General features: G+C 67.1%; 17 protein-coding genes. 7 read left to right on the top strand and 10 right to left on the bottom strand.

Annotated features, from left to right (window positions below):
* Positions 1–10 precede the first annotated feature (10 nt).
* Positions 11–259, top strand: a complete 249-nt coding sequence (locus AABQ55_RS26695; RefSeq protein ID WP_272807841.1) for a type II toxin-antitoxin system VapB family antitoxin — start codon at positions 11–13, stop codon at positions 257–259.
* Positions 256–669, top strand: coding sequence for a type II toxin-antitoxin system VapC family toxin (locus AABQ55_RS26690; RefSeq protein WP_272807842.1), 414 nt, complete (start codon positions 256–258; stop codon positions 667–669). The genes AABQ55_RS26695 and AABQ55_RS26690 overlap by 4 nt, the downstream gene beginning before the upstream one ends.
* A gap of 56 nt (positions 670–725) precedes the next feature.
* Here the strand turns inward: AABQ55_RS26690 and AABQ55_RS26685 are convergent, their stop codons facing one another.
* Entirely contained in the window at positions 726–1,388 is a 663-nt protein-coding gene (locus tag AABQ55_RS26685; protein ID WP_244766492.1) for a GntR family transcriptional regulator, read from the bottom strand.
* A gap of 243 nt (positions 1,389–1,631) precedes the next feature.
* On the opposite strand from AABQ55_RS26685, the gene AABQ55_RS26680 reads away from it, so the two are divergent.
* Genes AABQ55_RS26680 through AABQ55_RS26660 form a run of 5 tightly spaced genes read left to right on the top strand, consistent with a single transcriptional unit; the run spans position 1,632 to position 7,843 of the window.
* Positions 1,632–2,897: an NRAMP family divalent metal transporter gene (locus tag AABQ55_RS26680; RefSeq protein WP_272807843.1), complete on the top strand. Its 1,266-nt coding sequence runs from the start codon at positions 1,632–1,634 to the stop codon at positions 2,895–2,897.
* Positions 2,898–2,915: 18 nt separating this feature from the next.
* The gene (locus tag AABQ55_RS26675) at positions 2,916–3,683 is read left to right on the top strand and encodes a LamB/YcsF family protein (protein WP_272807844.1); all 768 of its coding nucleotides are present in this window, start codon (positions 2,916–2,918) and stop codon (positions 3,681–3,683) included.
* Between the two features lie 9 nt (positions 3,684–3,692).
* Positions 3,693–4,502, top strand: coding sequence for a putative hydro-lyase (locus AABQ55_RS26670; protein WP_272807845.1), 810 nt, complete (start codon positions 3,693–3,695; stop codon positions 4,500–4,502).
* A 7-nt stretch (positions 4,503–4,509) separates the two neighbouring features.
* The gene (locus AABQ55_RS26665; RefSeq protein ID WP_272807846.1) at positions 4,510–6,102 is read left to right on the top strand and encodes a 5-oxoprolinase subunit B/C family protein; all 1,593 of its coding nucleotides are present in this window, start codon (positions 4,510–4,512) and stop codon (positions 6,100–6,102) included.
* A 10-nt stretch (positions 6,103–6,112) separates the two neighbouring features.
* Entirely contained in the window at positions 6,113–7,843 is a 1,731-nt protein-coding gene (locus tag AABQ55_RS26660; RefSeq protein WP_272807847.1) for an acetyl/propionyl/methylcrotonyl-CoA carboxylase subunit alpha, read from the top strand.
* 203 nt (positions 7,844–8,046) lie between these two features.
* On the opposite strand, the gene AABQ55_RS26655 is transcribed toward AABQ55_RS26660, so the two are convergent.
* The 9 genes from AABQ55_RS26655 to AABQ55_RS26615 are packed head-to-tail and all read right to left on the bottom strand — an operon-like array spanning position 8,047 to position 16,054.
* Positions 8,047–8,892, bottom strand: coding sequence for a cupin domain-containing protein (locus AABQ55_RS26655; protein WP_272807848.1), 846 nt, complete (start codon positions 8,890–8,892; stop codon positions 8,047–8,049).
* Between the two features lie 28 nt (positions 8,893–8,920).
* On the bottom strand, positions 8,921–9,487 hold the full coding sequence (locus AABQ55_RS26650) for a TetR/AcrR family transcriptional regulator (RefSeq protein ID WP_244766499.1): 567 nt from the start codon (positions 9,485–9,487) through the stop codon (positions 8,921–8,923).
* A gap of 32 nt (positions 9,488–9,519) precedes the next feature.
* A complete protein-coding gene (locus AABQ55_RS26645; RefSeq protein WP_272807849.1) occupies positions 9,520–10,605 on the bottom strand; it encodes a Gfo/Idh/MocA family protein in 1,086 nt (361 codons plus the stop codon).
* Positions 10,606–10,634: 29 nt separating this feature from the next.
* Positions 10,635–11,474 (bottom strand): carbohydrate ABC transporter permease, encoded by an 840-nt coding sequence (locus tag AABQ55_RS26640; RefSeq protein ID WP_244766501.1) that lies wholly within the window; start codon positions 11,472–11,474, stop codon positions 10,635–10,637.
* Between the two features lies 1 nt (position 11,475).
* Positions 11,476–12,393, bottom strand: a complete 918-nt coding sequence (locus AABQ55_RS26635; protein ID WP_443021174.1) for a carbohydrate ABC transporter permease — start codon at positions 12,391–12,393, stop codon at positions 11,476–11,478.
* On the bottom strand, positions 12,386–13,459 hold the full coding sequence (locus AABQ55_RS26630) for an ABC transporter ATP-binding protein (RefSeq protein WP_272807851.1): 1,074 nt from the start codon (positions 13,457–13,459) through the stop codon (positions 12,386–12,388). The genes AABQ55_RS26635 and AABQ55_RS26630 overlap by 8 nt, the downstream gene beginning before the upstream one ends.
* Positions 13,456–14,400 carry an ROK family protein gene (locus AABQ55_RS26625; protein ID WP_272807852.1) on the bottom strand — a complete coding sequence of 315 codons (945 nt, stop codon included), beginning with the start codon at positions 14,398–14,400 and terminating at the stop codon, positions 13,456–13,458. Before AABQ55_RS26625 ends, AABQ55_RS26630 begins: the two co-directional genes overlap by 4 nt.
* The gene (locus AABQ55_RS26620; RefSeq protein WP_272807853.1) at positions 14,397–15,182 is read right to left on the bottom strand and encodes a 6-phosphogluconolactonase; all 786 of its coding nucleotides are present in this window, start codon (positions 15,180–15,182) and stop codon (positions 14,397–14,399) included. Before AABQ55_RS26620 ends, AABQ55_RS26625 begins: the two co-directional genes overlap by 4 nt.
* Positions 15,179–16,054: a sugar phosphate isomerase/epimerase family protein gene (locus AABQ55_RS26615; protein ID WP_272807854.1), complete on the bottom strand. Its 876-nt coding sequence runs from the start codon at positions 16,052–16,054 to the stop codon at positions 15,179–15,181. The genes AABQ55_RS26620 and AABQ55_RS26615 overlap by 4 nt, the downstream gene beginning before the upstream one ends.
* Positions 16,055–16,091: the final 37 nt, after the last annotated feature.

Below are 16,091 nucleotides of genomic sequence, written 5' to 3'. Positions count from 1 at the left end.
GGAGGCCATCATGGCAGAACCGCAGCTTTCCGTCCGCAGCGCCCGCGCCCGCGACCTCGCCCACCGCCTCGCGCGGCGGGAAAACCGCACGATCGCCGATATCGTCGAGCGGGCGCTGGAGGCCTATGCGGTGCGGGAGACCGGCAGCGAGCCGGCGGCCCGCTTCTACCGGCGGCTTGCCGCCGATTTCGGCGCGGAGATCGATCTGGAAGCCGCGATCCGCGAACATCGCACGCCTCACGAGGGGCTCGACCTGTGATCTTCCTCGACACGAACGTGGTGTCCGAGACCTTGAAGAAGGCGCCATCGGAAAGCGTGCTCGCCTGGCTCGTGCGTTTCGACGCCGAACTGGCGTTGCCGACGGTGACGATTGCCGAGATCGCCTTCGGCATCCGGAAGATCAGGCCGGACGAGCGGGCAGACCGGCTGGAACAGGGGCTGGCCGAATGGCGCCGCCGCTTTGCCGGGCGGATCTTCGGACTGACGGAGGCGGCGGCCCTTGCCTATGGCGAGATCATGGGGCAGGCGGTGCGGGAAGGCCGCCCGATGACGGCACCCGACGGCATGATCGCCGCGATCGCCCGCGTCAACGGCGGCCGGCTTGCGACGCGCAACATCCGGGACTTTACCGGCACCGGCGTCGAACTTGTCGATCCCTGGGCATTCTGACGACCGAAGTGAATCGCAAGGAAGCGCCGCGCTGCTGTCGCGTGGACCGGATCTCGTCAGGCCAGTTCGGAGGCCCGCTCCAGCGCCTTCAGCATCGTGCGTTCGGCAAGGTTGAGATAGGTCTCCATCTGTGCCGCGGCCTCCTGCGGCCGGTTGGTCTCGACGAGCGTCGTGATGGCATCGTTCATGTCGACGAAGGGGGAGTGCAGGTGCTCCGGGTCGTTGAGCAGCCCGAAGCAGAGGCGTAGTTCCGCCGAGATGCGCTCGTAGAATTCGTTGAGCCGCGCGCTGTCGGAAAGGTCGATGACGGCGGTATGGAACATCATGTTGGCGCTGCCGACGCCGATCCAGTCGCCTTCGGCACGCCGCTCGCGCGCCATCTCCACCGCCGCGCGCATCGCCCGGATCGCCGGGTGCTGCTGCCAGGCCTGGCGCAGTGAGCCGCATTCGAGCATGCGCCGCACGCGGTAGATGTCGATGATCGAGGCCATGGAGGGCACGGCGACGAAGACGCCGCGGTTGGCCTCGTGGCGCAGCAGCCCGTCCTTGGTGAGCAGGCGGAAGGCCTCGCGCAGCGAGTTGCGCGAGACGTCGAAGCGGTCGCTGAAGGCGGCTTCCGACAGGCGCTGGCCGGGGGAAAGCTCCCCCGAGATCAGCAGCGTGCGAATGCGCCGCGCCAATCGATCCGCCAGCGGCAGGCCTTCTCCGTCGTCCGTCATCGTCGTCTCCCCGGCCCGATTCCGTTTCCTCGGGCGCCCTCTTTCCAAGCTGGCCATAGCACGAATGGGTGAGCAATGGGGCTGAAAAGTGCGGCGAATCCCGTGCTATGTGATTGGTAAAACGGCAATAATAAGGAACGATATAGAAATATTGTTGAACAATATTGACATTTTTGTGTGACGGTTCATCATTTGACGATGCATCACTCGCGAGGGGCGGGTGTGTGAGAGCGGAGAAATCTCATGGAACAGAATGCAGCTGCGCCTGCCGGCGCGGGCGTGATCGCGCAGGGCATCCACACCGTCAAATCCCGTCGTTCGGCGCTGGTCGCCGCGATCTTCCTGATGGCGACCTCCGCCATCGGCCCCGGCTTCATCACGCAGACGGCGACCTTCACCACCAAGCTCGGCGCCGCCTTCGCCTTCGGCATCCTCGCCTCCATCCTCATCGACTTCGTCGTTCAGCTGAACATCTGGCGCATCGTCACGCTGACGCGCATGCGCGCTTCCGATGTCGCCAATGCCGCCATTCCCGGCTCGGGTTATCTGCTGGCCATTCTTGTCATCGTCGGCGGCCTGTTCTTCAACATCGGCAATATCGGCGGCACCGGCCTCGGCCTCAATGCGGTCTTCGGCCTCGATCCGAAGATCGGCGGGGCGATCAGCGCGGTGTTCTCGATCGGCATCTTCCTGTCGAAGCGCGCCGGCCTTGCGGTCGACCGCTTCATCGTCTTCGCCGGCATCCTGATGATCGTGCTGACGCTTTACGTCGCCTTCGTGTCCGGCCCGCCGGTGGGTGACGCGCTGTTCCAGACCGTCCTGCCCGATACGATCGACTTCGCCACAATCACCACCATCGTCGGCGGCACGGTCGGCGGTTACATCACCTATTCCGGCGCGCACCGCCTGCTCGACCGCGGCATGGTCGGCCAGGAGCACCTGTCGGCCGTCACCCGCGCGGCGCTCACCGGCATCGCCGTGACTGGCCTGATGCGCTACGTGCTCTTCCTCGCCATCCTCGGCGTCGTTGCCAGCGGCGTCATCATCGACACCGCAAGCCAGGCGGCGAACCCGGCCGCCCAGGCCTTCCAGGCCGCTGCCGGCGATGTCGGCCTGCGCCTCTTCGGAATCATCTTCTGGGCGGCGGCCATCACCAGCGTCATCGGCGCGGCCTATACGTCGATCTCCTTCATCACCGTCTTCAAGCAGGACATCAGCGAGCACGCCCGCAACATGGCGACGGTCGTCTTCATCGCCATCTCGCTGGTCTCCTACCTTTTGATCACCACGCCGCCCGCCGCCATGCTGGTCTTCGTCGGCGGTCTCAACGGTCTCATCCTGCCGATCGGCCTCAGCATCTTCCTCTTCGCCGCCTGGAAGCGCGAGGACCTTATGGGTGGCTATCGCTATCCGCGCTGGCTGCTCGCCCTTGGCGTCCTGGTCTGCGCGCTGACATGGTATATGGGCTACAAGTCGGCCGGCACGATCTTCGGCCTGCTCGGTCTCTAAGGAAAAGGGGAGGGAACAATGGCAGCGATCGATCTCAACAGCGATCTCGGTGAAAGCTACGGCGCCTGGCGCATGGGCGACGACGCGGCGATGCTCGCCGTCGTCTCCTCCGCCAACATCGCCTGCGGTTTCCATGCGGGCGATCCGGCCGGCATCTACCGCACGGTGCAGGCGGCCGCGAAGAACGGCGTCGTCATCGGCGCCCATGTCTCCTATCCGGACCGCGTCGGCTTCGGCCGGCGCGACCTGGACGCAACATCCGAGGAACTGATCGCCGACGTGATCTACCAGATCGGCGCGATCAAGGGCGTTGCCGCCGCGGCGGGAACGACGGTGCGCTACGTCAAGCCGCACGGCGCGCTCTACAATCGCATCGCCTATGACGCCAGGCAGGGCCAGGCCGTCATCGACGGCATCAAGGCGGTCGATCCCTCGCTGGTCCTGATGGGCCTTGCCAATGCGCCGATCCTCGACCTCGCCCGCAAGGCCGGCCTTGCCGTCGTCGCCGAGGCCTTCGCCGACCGCGCCTATACGCCGAAGGGCGAGCTCGTCTCGCGCCGCGAGCCCGGCGCGGTGCTGCACGACGAAGCGACGATCGCCGACCGCATGGTGCAGCTCGCCCGCGAGGGGACGCTCGAAGCCATCGACGGCAGCACGATCCGCATCGAGGCACAGTCGATCTGCGTGCACGGCGACAGTCCCGGCGCGGTCGCCATCGCAGAGGGGATCCGCCGCCGCTTCGAGGCGGAAGGCATCGCCATCCGCTCCTTCGCCGACAAGTCGTAAGGAGCGGCCATGACGATCCCCACCGCCTTCCTGGACCATGCCGACGCCACGGCCGCCCGCAAGGCGCGGGCCGATTATCGAGGCGGGCTCGTCGCGCCCACCTCCGGCATCGCGCCGGGCTTCACCCAGGCCAACATGATCGTGCTGCCGCGCGACTGGGCCTTCGATTTCCTGCTCTATGCGCAGCGCAACCCGAAGCCCTGCCCGGTGCTCGACGTCTCCGATCCGGGTTCGCCGACGACGCTGCTTGCGCCCGGCGCGGACCTGCGCACCGACCTGCCGCTCTACCGCATCTGGCGCGATGGCAGGCTCGCGGAGGAGACGCCGGACGCGTCAGCCGCCTGGGCGGAGCGCGACGATCTCGTCGCCTTTCTCATCGGCTGCTCCTTCACCTTCGAGACGCCGATGGTCGAGGCTGGCATCGAGATCCGCCACATGACGGACAAGACCAATGTGCCGATGTACCTGACCAACAGGGCCTGCCGGCCCGCCGGCCGGCTCAAGGGGAACATGGTCGTCTCCATGCGGCCGATCCCGGCCTCGCGCGTCGCCGACGCCGCCACCATTTCCGGCCGCTTCCCGGCCGTGCATGGTGCGCCGGTTCACGTTGGCGCGCCCGAGGAAATCGGCATCGCCGACCTTGGGAAGCCTGATTTCGGCGATGCGGTGCGTATCGAGCCCGGCGAAGTGCCGGTCTTCTGGGCCTGCGGCGTCACCCCGCAGGCGGCCGTGATGGCGTCCGGCGTGCCCTTCGCCATCACCCATGCGCCGGGCCACATGTTCATCACCGATATCCCCGATTCCGCCTATCACGCGTGAGGGTTCGATGCGCTTTCTTCCCGTCAGCCTGACCACCATCCTCGTCGAGCTTGCCGATCTCGACGAGACGCTCGCCCTCTTCGCCGCGCTCACGGCCGATCCCGTCGACGGCATCGAGGAGATGGTGCCGGCCGCGCGCACGCTGATGATCCGCTTCCGTCCCGAAAAGGTGACGGCCGCGGATCTTTCGGCCCGGATCAGCACCCGCGACCTTTCGGCGAAGATCGCCCCGTCGGAGCATCTGGTCGAAATTCCCGTGCGCTATGACGGCGAGGACCTGCGCGATGTCGCCGACCTGACCGGCCTCAGCGTCGAGGAGGTCGTGCGCCGGCATACGGAAAGCGAATTCACCGTGGCCTTCTGCGGCTTTGCGCCCGGCTTCGGCTATCTCGTCGGCGGCGATCCGGCCTTGCATGTGCCGCGGCGCAAGAGCCCGCGCACCCGCATTCCGGCCGGCTCCGTCGCCCTTGCGGGCGCCTTCAGCGGCGTCTACCCGCAGGCGAGCCCCGGCGGCTGGCAGATCATCGGCACGACACCGGTCCGGATGTGGGATATCGACCGCGAGCCCGGCGCGCTGTTCCAGCCCGGCTATCGCGTGCGCTTCTTCGACATGGAGGCCGCGGGCCGGACGATCAGCATTCCCAAGCCGGCCGTCAAGACGGATCGTGTCGTCGCGGCGGATGCGCCGCAGTTCAAGGTGCTGGCCGCGCCCATGCCGGCGGTCTTCCAGGATCTCGGCCGTTTCGGCCAGACGGGGCAGGGCGTTTCTGCCTCCGGCGCGCTGGACCGCGCCGCCTTCAATGCCGCAGGCCGCATCGTCGGCAATCCGGCCAACACGCCGGCGCTCGAACTCACGCTCGGCGGCTTCTCCTTCGAAAGCAACGTGCGCACCGTGATCGGTCTTGCCGGCGCCGCCTGTCCCGTGACGGTTCGTGATGCGGACGGCCGTGCCCACGACTTTTCGATCCTGCAGCCCATCGCGCTGGAGCCGGGCGACGTCGTGACGATCGGCCATCCGAAGGCGGGCATGCGCACCTATCTCGCCGTGCGCGGCGGTTTCGATGTCGCGCCGGTCCTCGGCAGCGCGGCGACCGATACGCTGGCCGTCGTCGGTCCCGAGCCGGTCACGGCCGGGACGGTGCTGGCGCTGAGCGGCCGCAAGGCGGGGCTTGCGAGCGTCTCGCCGGATGAACTCCCCGCCTTCGACCTGCCCTCGGCCGGCGACGTGGTGACGCTCGACGTGGTGCTCGGCCCCCGCACGGACTGGTTCACGCAGAAGGGCATCGAGACGCTGACGAGCCAGCTCTGGCAGGTCACGCCGCAATCGAGCCGCGTCGGCATCCGCCTTGCCGGCGAGGTGCCGCTGGAGCGCAAGGACAGCGCGGAACTGCCGAGCGAAGGCACCGCGACGGGCGCCATCCAGGTGCCGCACAGCGGCCAGCCGGTGCTCTTCCTTGCCGACCATCCGCTGACCGGCGGCTATCCCGTCATCGGCGCCGTCGCCGAATACCATCTGGACCTTGCCGGCCAGATCCCGATCAACGCAAAAATCCGTTTCCGCCCGATCGGCCCCTTCGCCGACATCGCCGCGACCCGCTAGGAGGACTGCCATGAAGAAAGTGCTGATTGCCAATCGTGGCGAGATCGCCGTGCGCATCGTGCGCGCCTGCCGTGATTACGGCCTCCAGTCGGTCGCCGTCTATGCGGATCCTGATGCGGACGCGCTGTTCGTGCGCCTCGCCGACGAAGCCTACGGCCTTGGCGGCGTGCGCCCGGTGGAAACCTATCTCGATATCGAGAAGCTGATCGCGGTCGCAAGGCGCGCCGGCGCGGATGCGGTGCATCCGGGCTACGGCTTCCTTTCCGAGCGTGCCGAATTCGCGCGCGCCGTGCAGGGCGCCGGCCTCATCTGGATAGGCCCCGATCCGTCCGTCATCGAAGCGCTCGGCGACAAGGTCGAGGCGCGGCGCATCGCGCAGGGCGTCGGCGCGCCGCTGGTCGCGGGCAGCGACGGCCCGGTGTCCTCGGCGGCCGAGGTCGTCGCGTTTGCGGAACGGCACGGCCTGCCGGTCGCCATCAAGGCGGCGCATGGCGGCGGCGGGCGCGGCCTCAAGGTGGCCTGGAAGATGGAGGAGGTCGCGGACCTCTACGAATCTGCCGTGCGCGAGGCGACGGCGGCCTTCGGCCGCGGCGAATGTTTCTTGGAACGCTTCCTCGACCGGCCGCGCCATATCGAGGCGCAGGTCATTGCCGACAAGCATGGCAACGTGCTGGTGCTCGGCACCCGCGACTGCTCGGCCCAGCGCCGCAACCAGAAGCTCATCGAGGAGGCCCCGGCGCCCTTCCTCTCCGACGAGCAGCGCCAGAAGATCCACGCCGCCGCCAAGGCCATCTGCGCGGCTGCCGGCTATTCGGGCGCCGGCACGGTGGAGTTCCTGCTCGGCGTCGACGGCACGATCTCCTTCTTGGAGGTGAACACCCGCCTCCAGGTCGAGCATCCCGTCACGGAGGAGACGACCGGCATAGACCTCGTCATCGAGCAGTTCCGCATCGCCGAGGGTCTGCCGCTGCGCGTGCTGGAAACGCCGGAACCGCGCGGCCATTCCATCGAGTTCCGCATCAATGCGGAAGACCCCGGCCGCGGCTTCCTGCCGACGCCCGGCGCCATCACCGTGTTCGATCCGCCCTCCGGCCCGGGCGTGCGCCTCGACAGCGGCGTCGTTACAGGTTCCACCGTGCCCGGCGTCTTCGATTCGCTGGTCGCCAAGCTGATCGTGACCGGCGCGACGCGCGAGGAGGCCCTGCGCCGCGCCCGCCGCGCGCTGAAGGAATTCCGCATAGAGGGCGTCGCGACGGTCCTGCCGTTCCACCGGGCCGCCATCGATACGGCGGATTTCATCGGCACGGACGGCTTCAAGGTGCATACCCGCTGGATCGAGACCGATTTCGCCGCCATGCCCGAGGCCATGGCCCGGCCCGAGCCGGCCGAGGATCCGACGCTGGTCCGCACCCATCTCGAAATCGACGGCAGGCGCGTGTCGATCGCCCTGCCGAGCCTGCTGCTCGCCGGCCTCGGCGCGGTGGGGCAGGGCAGCGCATCGGCCGCGGGCAAGGGCGGACGGCCCGCCGAGGATGGCATAACGGCCCCGGTTTCCGGCACGCTGCAGGCCTTCAAGATCGCCGATGGCTCCACCGTTGCGGAAGGCGACCTCGTGGCGGTCATGGAGGCGATGAAGATGGAAACGCAGGTTCTCGCGCCGAAGGCTGGGCGGCTCAGGCTGCGCGTGAAGGAAGGCGACTACCTCCAGGCCGGCGACGTGCTGATGGTGTTCGAAGGCTGATTGGATGCCGGCTCCCGGTTTTCGGCAGCCTGTCAGGGATAAAACCCGCATACCTCTCCTCCGCCATGGTCGGGCTTGACCCGACCATCCACAGCCGCGGGTGCCGCGTGGATCCTCGGGGCGAGCGCGAGGATGACGGAGTGCTTGGGGTGATGCTTATCATCGAGTTGACGGCTCTCGGTCTTCGAGAGCCCACTTTCCAATCAAAAATCCGGCGCCACGCCGAAGACGAATTCGCAGGGCGTGTGCGACATGTTGAAATACTGGTGGTCGAAGCCGGTGGGGATGTAGAAGCCGTCGCGCGGATTGAGCTCGAACCAGGCCTGGCCCTCGGCATCCGGGATGTGGATGTTGAGCACGCCGGAGACGACATAGAGGCATTCGTCGCCCCTGTGACGCTCGATGCGGGTGCGCTTGCCGCCGAGCACCGTCGTCTTGCCGACCGTCAGCTGGTCTGTCGCGCAGTAGAAGCCGGTATAGGCGCCCTGCGTCTCGGCATCGAGGCTCCAGAGCATGTCCGCATCGCGCTTGGGATGGATGGTGCGGGACTTCTCCTGTGCCGCCGCCTCCATCGGCCAGCGGCCGAGGAATTCGTCCTGGATGTAGCGATTTTCCGAAAGCAGCGGCTTGGTGCGGGCGTAGGGGCCGGACGTGCCCTTTGCCGGCGGCGGGGCGAAGAATTCGAGCACGCGCACCTGCTCCTCGCCGAGGTTGAAGCCGTGGTGCCAGGTGTCCTTGCGGAAGAACAGCGCCTCGCCGGGCTTGGCGATGCAGACCTCGCCCGTTTCCGGATTGGCAAGGCCGAGCGTGCCGCTGATCACGTAGAGCAGCTCGTCCGCGCCGAAGATGGTGCGGAAGGCATCGGTGTGCTTGAAGCAGCCGCCCGGCTGCATGCCGAAGACGATCTGGTGGATGTTTTCCGTGGAGGCATAGATCCAGTCGTCGACGAGGCCGGCATTCTCCTCGCCCCACAGATGGCGCGTCACGCCGGCATAGGGAATGTGGCTCGGCCGGTCGAAGACGGGACGGGGGGACGGCTTGTAGCCCATGGAAAACTCCTTTTCAGATGGTGGCAAGCTAGGGGGCGGCGCCCACTGGACGGGTGCGCGCGATGAGCCGGTCGATGACGGCCTGCTTCATGGCGGGGTCGAGATGCATGACGTTGAACACCTCGGCCATCCACATGCCCTCGATGGCGAGGCGGATGATCGTGGCTTCGACGGGATCGAGGCCGTCCGTCTCGACGGCGGCCTGGCAGCGGATGTTCTGCTGGTGGACGATTTCGAGCAGGTCGGGAAAGTTCGACAGCGCCGCCGTGATGCTGGCGCCGAGCCGGTCGTACTGGTCGCCGGTGCTGGCGGCCCCGCCCATCGTCGCCTTCACATAGGCGCGGGTGTAGCGGCCATGCGGCTCCTCGTCCTCGCCCTCGATGCCGGAAAGACCGGTCTCGAAGCGATAGACGAAGCGCTCGACCATGGCGCGCACCAGCGCATCCTTGCTGGCGAAGTGGTAGAGGATGCCGCCCTTGGAGAGCCCCGTCACCTCCGCCACCTTGTCGAAGGTGAGCGAGGAGACGCCCTCGTTGACGACGATCTCCTCGGCGGCGCTGAGGATGCGTTCCCGTGCGGTGCCACGTCTTGCCATGTCGAACCCCGATGCTGTTGCTGGTCTTCCCGCTATAGCGACGAACTTTCGCGCAGGCGACCGACGATTTGCGCCATCAGGGCGAGGTCCTGGCGGGAGTCGTCGAGCGTCGTCTTCGGCGCCGTGCCGTTCACCAGATGGTCGTGGAAGGCGCGCAGCTCGATGGCGAAGGGATCGGTGTAGTTCGGACCGAAGGTGCGGGTCTCGGTCTCGGTGTCGGTCGAGTCCGTGACTTCCAGCGTGGTCGGCAGGTTGCGGATGTAAGGCGTGTCGTAGCCGAAGCTGAGGCGGCGGCGGTCGGAATAGACCTCGATGCGGGCATCGAAGCGCGCGACATTGTCGATCAGCGCCTCGTAGATCGCGGTGAAATGGCCGTAGTCGAGAAGCGCGACGATCTGCTCCCCGTTCTGCTTGTGGTGGGCGGCGATGACCCGCTGCGGCAGGCCGATCAGCTCGCGCATGGCCGAGAGGCTGTGCGAGGAGAGGCCGGTCAGCACCTGGTAGGCGCGCATCAGGCTGGGGGAGGCGTTCTTGCCGGCGACGTCGCGCAGCAGCGCCTCGGTCTCGGCGCGGGACTTTGCGAGGAAGGCGCCGTCGAGATCATCGGGATAGAAGATGTTGCGCGTCTGGCGGATGAAGAACGGGCCTTCGCAGATGAGGTCGCGCACGCGCACATAGCGCAGCGCCTCCTGTGCCGGCATCATCTCCTTGGCCTTCAGGAAGGTTGCCGAATAGCGCCGCATATAGGCGACGAAGACCAGGCGGCCGGATTTTTCGGCAAGCGGCAGGACGTCGTCGATCTCGCCGAGCGTCAGGCAGGCGGGCTTTTCAAGGAAGACGTCCTTGCCCGCCTTCAGCGCCAGGTCGAGATAGTGGCGGTGCGTCTGGTCGGGCGTCAGGATGAAGACGGCGTCGATGTCGGATGCCGCGAGCAGCGCTTCGGCGCTCTCATAGGCGCGCGCTCCGGGATAGCGGCCGGCGCAATGGGCGGCGAGGCTCGGCGAGACGTCGAAGACGCCGGCGACCTCGAAGAGGTGGCGGTGATCGGCAAGGATCGGCAGGTGCATGAGCTGGCTCACCTCGCCAAGGCCGATGAGGCCGACACGGACGATATGCATGGAAAAGACCTTTCTGCCCCGCAAGGGGCCTAACCCTTGACCGCTCCGGCGGTGAGGCCGGAGACAATGTATTTCTGGAAGAGCAGCGCCATCACGATCAGCGGCACGGTGACGATGGTCGATGCGGCCATGATCGCGCCATAGGGGAACTCATAGCGGCTGGAGCCGGAGATGAGGGCGATCGCGACCGGCACCGTGCGGTTCTCGTCCGTCAGGATGAAGGTGAGCGCGAAGAGGAACTCGTTCCACGAGGCGATGAAGGCGAGCAGGCCCGTCGAGATCAGCGCCGGCCCCATCATCGGCAGGAAGATGCAGCGCACGATGCGCAGCGGCGAGCAGCCATCCATGATCGCCGCTTCCTCGATCTGCCGCGGCAGGCTGCGCATGAAGGTGGTCAGCACCCAGATGTTGAAGGGCAGCGTGAAGATCATGTAGGCGAAGATCAGCGAGCCGAGCGTGTTGTAGAGGCCGAGCCAGCGGATCATCTCGAAGAGGCCGGAGAGCAGCGCGATCTGCGGGAACATCGAGACGGCGAGGAAGAGGAACATGATCGGCGAGCGGCCCCGGAAATCGATGCGGCCGAGCGCATAGGCCGCCGCGATCGCCAGCCCCAGCGAGAGCGCCACGACGGAAGCCGCGACGATGAGGGAGTTCAGGAGGCTGCGCAGGAACACGCCGTCCGACAGGATCGCCTCGTAATTGTTGAACTTCAGGTCCGGCAGGAAGGTGACGTCGAAGATCGCCTGGCCGGATTTCAGCGAGGAGGCGATCATCCAGTAGAAGGGAAACAGCGTGTAGAGCGCGACCACGGCGAAGAGCCCGTAGATCGCGATGCGGTGAAGGCGCCTGCCCGTTGCACTGCGCACCATGTCACACCCCCAGGAGCTTGCGGTTGAGCCGGAAGACGGTCACGTAGATCGCCGTCACCACGGCGATCATCAGGAAGATCGCGGCGCTCGCCGCAGAGCCGACGCCCATGTCCTGGAAATTGACCAGCACCTCGCGGGCATAGATCGACACGGTCTTCGTGTCGTCGCTGTTCGAGGACAGCACGAAGCTGAGGTCGAACATGCGCAGCGCATCGAGCAGCCGGAAAAGCACGGCGACGGCGATGCTGGGCGCAAGCAGCGGCAGGGTGAGCGCGGTGAACTGCCGCCATTCCGACACGCCGTCGATCGAGGCGGCCTCGTAGATGCTCCTCGGCAGCATCTGCAGGCCGGCAAGGATGAGCAGCACCATGAAGGGCGTGGTGATCCAGACGTCGACGGCGATGATGACGGGCATGACGAGATCGGGATTGGCCGTCCAGGCGATGCCGTTGTCGATGACGCCCATGAGCTTCAGCACATGGTTGAGGATGCCGAACTGGTCGTGCAGCATCCATTGCCACATGCGCGCGCTGACGACGACGGGAATGGACCAGGGAATGAGAATGACCGCGCGCATGAAACCGCGGCCGGACATGTGGGCGTTCAGCAGCAGCGCGATGGCAAGCCCCAGTGCCGTCTCGATAGAGACCGAGACGACCGTGAAATAGAGCGTGTTGCGGACCGACTGCCACCACAGCGGATCCTCGAACAGCGTGAAATAGTTCTCGAGACCGATATAGGTGTAGATGTCGGGCTCGGTGAGGAAGGCATCGGTGAAGGAGAAGAGGAAGGTCCGCCCGAGCGGCCAGAGCGCCACGGCGAAGAGCACGAGAAGGCTCGGTGCGAGGAACAGCCAGGCCGTGCGCGCCCGCTTGGCATTGAGACCGATGCGTATCGCTCCCGTCGCCATGTCATGCATCCCTCGGGTTGAGGGCGCGCTCGTCCTTGTCGAAGAGATGCGCGCGCGCGTGGTTCCAGCCGACGACCGTGGTGGCGCCCGGCCGGATCTCCGGCTTGCCCTGCGCCTTGGCGACGATCGAGCGGCCGTCGCCGACATTGAGATGGACGAGGGATTCGCCGCCCAGCGGCTCGACGAGCAGGACCTCGGCCTCCAGCGTCGCTTCGCCCCCGCCGAGGATCAGGTCTTCCGGCCGGATGCCGAGGCTGACATCGCCCGCATAGTCTTGGGCGGAGAGGCGATGGCGACCGCCGGCATGTGACAGCACGCTCTCTTCGCCCTCGCGCGCCAGCATGCCCGGCAGGAAGTTCATGCGCGGCGAGCCGATGAAGCTCGCGACGAAGCGGTTTGCCGGGCGCTCGTAGAGCTCCATGGGCGTGCCGACCTGCGCGATGCGGCCGTCCTTCAGCACGACGATGCGGTCGGCGAGCGTCATCGCCTCCATCTGGTCGTGCGTGACGTAGACGGTGGTGGCCTTCACCTCGCGGTGGATGCGGGCGATCTCCACGCGCATCTCCATGCGCAGGTCCGCATCGAGGTTGGACAGCGGCTCGTCGAACAGGAAGAGCTTCTGCTGGCGCACGAGGGCGCGGCCGATGGCGACGCGCTGCTGCTGGCCACCGGAAAGCTGCGCCGGACGGCGGTCGAGCAGGTGGTCTATCTTGAGGAATTTCGCCGCCTTCGTCACGCGCTCGCGGATTTCGGCGGCGGGAAGCCGGGCGGTCTCCAGCGCGAAGCCGAGATTGCGCTCGACATTCATGTGCGGATAGAGCGCGTAGGACTGGAAGACCATGGCGATGTTGCGTTTTGCCGGCGGCGTCTCGTTCATGCGGCTGCCGGCGATGCGCAGCTCGCCGTCGGAGATCTCCTCCAGCCCCGCGATCATGCGCAGCAGCGTGGACTTGCCGCAGCCCGAAGGGCCGACGAAGACGACGAACTCGCCCTCGGCAATCGCAAGGTCCACGCCGTCGATGACCGTCAGCGCGCCGAACCGTTTGACGACATTGATGAGATCTATACCGCTCATGGCCGTTCCATCTTGCTGATTGTCTTTTCCGCGATCGTGCCGTTCGCCCGGGCCGCGAGCGCCGCAACGCCGATGGCGCAGGCTGTATCGCCGATGAGGCTCGGCACGATCGGCATGTCCCGCGCTCCCTCCGCCCAGATGAAGCCGCGCGTCAGCGCCGCAAGCCGCGGCGTCACCTTGGGGTCGCTGCCAATGCCGCCGCCGAGGACGAGCATGGCGGGGTCGAGCGTGTTGACGAGCTGGCCGAGATAGGAGGCGAGCGAAAGGAGCGCATCGGCGACCATCGCTGCCGCCCGCGGGTCCGTCGCCTCCGCCTCGAACAGCGCGCGCGCCGAGGCGTCGGGGCGGCCGGTGAGCGCGCCGTAGCGCTCGCCGAGCGCCTTGCCGCCGGCAAAGAGCTCCAGATTGTGCCGCACCGCGCGGCCCTCACCGTCGAAGGCGACGATATCGCTGCCGGAGAAATGGATGGCGAAGCCGCGGGCGCCTTCATAGGGCGCGCCGCCGATGACCAGCGAATGGGAAAGGCCGGTGGAGATGGTGGCGTAGACGAAGGGATCGACGCCCCTGCCGGCACCCATCCAGCCCTCGGCGAAGGCGGCGGCGCGCACGTCGCTGTCGATGTGCAAGGGGGCGAAGGCGCCAAGGCGGGCGCGGTAATCGAGGCCGCGCCAGTCGAAATTCCAGGCCGAGGCCGGCTCGCCGTCCCGCGTCACGAGCTCCGGCAGGCAGATGCCGAGGGCCGCGATGTCGAAGTCTTGCGCGTTCGCGCGATCCTGCATGGCCGCCGCGAGATCGCAGACGAGGTCGAGCACGGCGGCGCCGCCGTTCTGGCAAAGCGTCGCCTCGGTGCGCTCGGCGACGACCGCGCCGTCCGAAAGCCGGACGATGCAGGCCTTCGTCTTGGTGCCGCCGACATCGATGCCGATCGCGTGCCGTGTCATGGCCGCGCCCCGGCGGCCGCGTCGGCATGGAGCTCGCCGTTCCGGCATTCGGCAAGAATGGTCGCCGGCCAGGACGGATCGTAGGCCGTCGCGGCCGAAAGACGGCGGAAGGCCGCGCGCTTGCCGTCGCCCCAGACGATCATCGCGACGGCCTTCGACAGCGTGGCGATGGAGCCGATGCCGATGGTGAGGCCGTGGGTCGGCACCTCTTCGATCCCGCGGAAGTCCGGGAAGGTCGCGAGGTTGTCGCGCCGGGTCTGCTCGGCGAGCGTGACGATGCGCGTGCGGCTGTTGCGGGCGGAACCCGGCGGGTTGAAGGCGATATGGCCGTCGCCGGCGCCGGACGCGAGCAGGAACAGGTCGATGCCGCCAAGGGCCGCGAGCTCGCCGTCATAGGCCGCGGGATCGGTGAGGGAGGGCATGCGGAAATTCGTCTCGGGCATGCGCAGGGCGTCCGGCAGTGCCCGGTTGATACGCCCGACGATCTCGCGCTCGCCGAAGCCGCGGCAGGAATAATGCGCGGAGGCGGCGGGCGGACTGAGGCCATCGCCGTCCGGCAACAGGTATTCGTCCATCATCGCGATGACGAGACGGGAGCAATCTACGGGGGCGGCGGTCAGCTGGCGCTCCAGCGCCTGGTAGACCGGCATCGGGCTGCGCCCGCCCGGGCAGCCGAGCACATAAGGCCGGCCGGCGGCATTGGCGGCGCAGATTTCCGCGAGGATGCGGGCCGAAAGATGCGCGCCGATCGCCTCGGGCGTGTCGTGGATCATGGTCTTCATCGGCCGGTCCGCTCCGCAAGCAAAGCCGAGACGAAGGCGAAGTTCCGCGCGGCGATCGCCTCCGGCGTCTCGGGATGGTTCGGCGCAAGGTCCTGTTCGACGACCAGCGGGCCGTCATAGCCGCTCGCCAGCAGCGTCCGCATGAAATCGGCGATGTCGACCGCACCGCGGTCGAGATCGGTCATGATGCCGTCCTCGAAGGCACGGTCGCAATGGATGTTCTGCGCCAGCACCTTCTCGCGGAAGGCGCCGTCGACGTTCTTGAGATGGATGGCGTTGATGCGCGCCTTGTGGCGCAGGAAGAACGCCTTCGGATCGGCCTTCCAATAGGCGTGGTGGCCGGTATCGAGGCAGAGGCCGACGAGACCGGGATCGGTCTCCACGAGAAGTCGCTCGATCTGGTCCTCATGCTCCACGCAGGTGCCGACATGCGGGTGGAAGCTGAAGTGCAGGCCGTGGTCGCGCACGATCCGGGCGGAACGCACGGTCTGCTCGACGACGGCGCGCCAGCCGTCCTCGCCGACGATGCCCATCCGGTCCTTCGGGTAGAATTCCGACTCGTCCATCAGGATGAAATGCGTGCCGCCGACGGCCGAAAGCAGCGTGCAGATCTGGTGCGTCCGTTCCGTGAGGGCGTCCGCGGTGGCGGCATCGGCCAGCGTATGGACATGGGCCGCCGCGACCACGGAGAGGCCACGGCGGTTCAGTTCGTGCGAAAGCACCTCGGGATCGGTGGAGAAGTAGCCATAGGGGCCGAGTTCGGTATGCCGGTATCCGGCCGCGACGATGCGGTCGAGGTAATCGGTCCAGCCGAGGTCGTTGCCGGTGGGCCAGTAGACGCCCCAGCAGCACGGTGCGATCGCGATATTCACTGTCTTTTCCTTGGGTTTCCAGAACGGTCCCGGCGGC

This window comes from Shinella sp. WSD5-1, assembly GCF_963942435.1.
GTDB lineage: Bacteria > Pseudomonadota > Alphaproteobacteria > Rhizobiales > Rhizobiaceae > Shinella > Shinella yambaruensis.
The sequence above is the reverse complement of the archived record's forward strand: the minus strand, read 5'-3'. Positions and strand labels throughout refer to the sequence as shown.

Excerpts from the sequence above, each read along its gene's own strand:
- AABQ55_RS26695 (WP_272807841.1), top strand. The coding sequence starts at position 11 with ATGGCAGAACCGCAGCTTTCCGTCCGCAGCGCCCGCGCCCGCGACCTC.
- AABQ55_RS26685 (WP_244766492.1), bottom strand. The coding sequence starts at position 1,388 with ATGACGGACGACGGAGAAGGCCTGCCGCTGGCGGATCGATTGGCGCGG.
- AABQ55_RS26680 (WP_272807843.1), top strand. The coding sequence starts at position 1,632 with ATGGAACAGAATGCAGCTGCGCCTGCCGGCGCGGGCGTGATCGCGCAG.
- AABQ55_RS26675 (WP_272807844.1), top strand. The coding sequence starts at position 2,916 with ATGGCAGCGATCGATCTCAACAGCGATCTCGGTGAAAGCTACGGCGCC.
- AABQ55_RS26670 (WP_272807845.1), top strand. The coding sequence starts at position 3,693 with ATGACGATCCCCACCGCCTTCCTGGACCATGCCGACGCCACGGCCGCC.
- AABQ55_RS26665 (WP_272807846.1), top strand. The coding sequence starts at position 4,510 with ATGCGCTTTCTTCCCGTCAGCCTGACCACCATCCTCGTCGAGCTTGCC.
- AABQ55_RS26660 (WP_272807847.1), top strand. The coding sequence starts at position 6,113 with ATGAAGAAAGTGCTGATTGCCAATCGTGGCGAGATCGCCGTGCGCATC.
- AABQ55_RS26655 (WP_272807848.1), bottom strand. The coding sequence starts at position 8,892 with ATGGGCTACAAGCCGTCCCCCCGTCCCGTCTTCGACCGGCCGAGCCAC.
- AABQ55_RS26650 (WP_244766499.1), bottom strand. The coding sequence starts at position 9,487 with ATGGCAAGACGTGGCACCGCACGGGAACGCATCCTCAGCGCCGCCGAG.
- AABQ55_RS26645 (WP_272807849.1), bottom strand. The coding sequence starts at position 10,605 with ATGCATATCGTCCGTGTCGGCCTCATCGGCCTTGGCGAGGTGAGCCAG.
- AABQ55_RS26640 (WP_244766501.1), bottom strand. The coding sequence starts at position 11,474 with ATGGTGCGCAGTGCAACGGGCAGGCGCCTTCACCGCATCGCGATCTAC.
- AABQ55_RS26635 (WP_443021174.1), bottom strand. The coding sequence starts at position 12,393 with ATGCATGACATGGCGACGGGAGCGATACGCATCGGTCTCAATGCCAAG.
- AABQ55_RS26630 (WP_272807851.1), bottom strand. The coding sequence starts at position 13,459 with ATGAGCGGTATAGATCTCATCAATGTCGTCAAACGGTTCGGCGCGCTG.
- AABQ55_RS26625 (WP_272807852.1), bottom strand. The coding sequence starts at position 14,400 with ATGACACGGCACGCGATCGGCATCGATGTCGGCGGCACCAAGACGAAG.
- AABQ55_RS26620 (WP_272807853.1), bottom strand. The coding sequence starts at position 15,182 with ATGAAGACCATGATCCACGACACGCCCGAGGCGATCGGCGCGCATCTT.